Source organism: Pseudoalteromonas sp. A757 (assembly GCF_004103285.1).
In the GTDB taxonomy this organism is placed as follows: domain Bacteria; phylum Pseudomonadota; class Gammaproteobacteria; order Enterobacterales; family Alteromonadaceae; genus Pseudoalteromonas; species Pseudoalteromonas galatheae.
In genome coordinates this window covers 1-298 of the sequence record NZ_QNQN01000009.1, presented here as the reverse complement: position 1 = coordinate 298, position 298 = coordinate 1, and the positions used below count along the sequence as shown (strand labels likewise).

Sequence of the window (298 nt, the reverse complement as noted above, 5' to 3'; positions counted from 1 at the left end):
CTAACTCGTACTAATTACCCGAGAGGCTTAACCATACAACGCCAAAGTGGTTTATAAGCGACAGAAGTTAATAGACTAAAGTAGACAAAAGAATTTAATCGCTTTTTCCAGATTTAAGAATTAAACAAGGTGACCAACCTCAGCGATATCGCGAAATCGGTTCACCTTGCGCAAATGGAATGCTCGTGCGAGGCACGATGTCATTAGACATTTGCACCCAGATTTCCTGATGACCATAGCGTTTTGGAACCACCTGACCCCATGCCGAACTCAGAAGTGAAACAAAACAGCGTCGATG

At 43.3% G+C, this 298-nt stretch carries 1 rRNA gene; it reads left to right on the top strand.

From position 1 onward, the window contains the following. Window positions 1-225: 225 nt before the first annotated feature. Window positions 226-298: ribosomal RNA gene (gene rrf / locus DRB05_RS00035) — 5S ribosomal RNA — on the top strand; the annotation flags it as partial.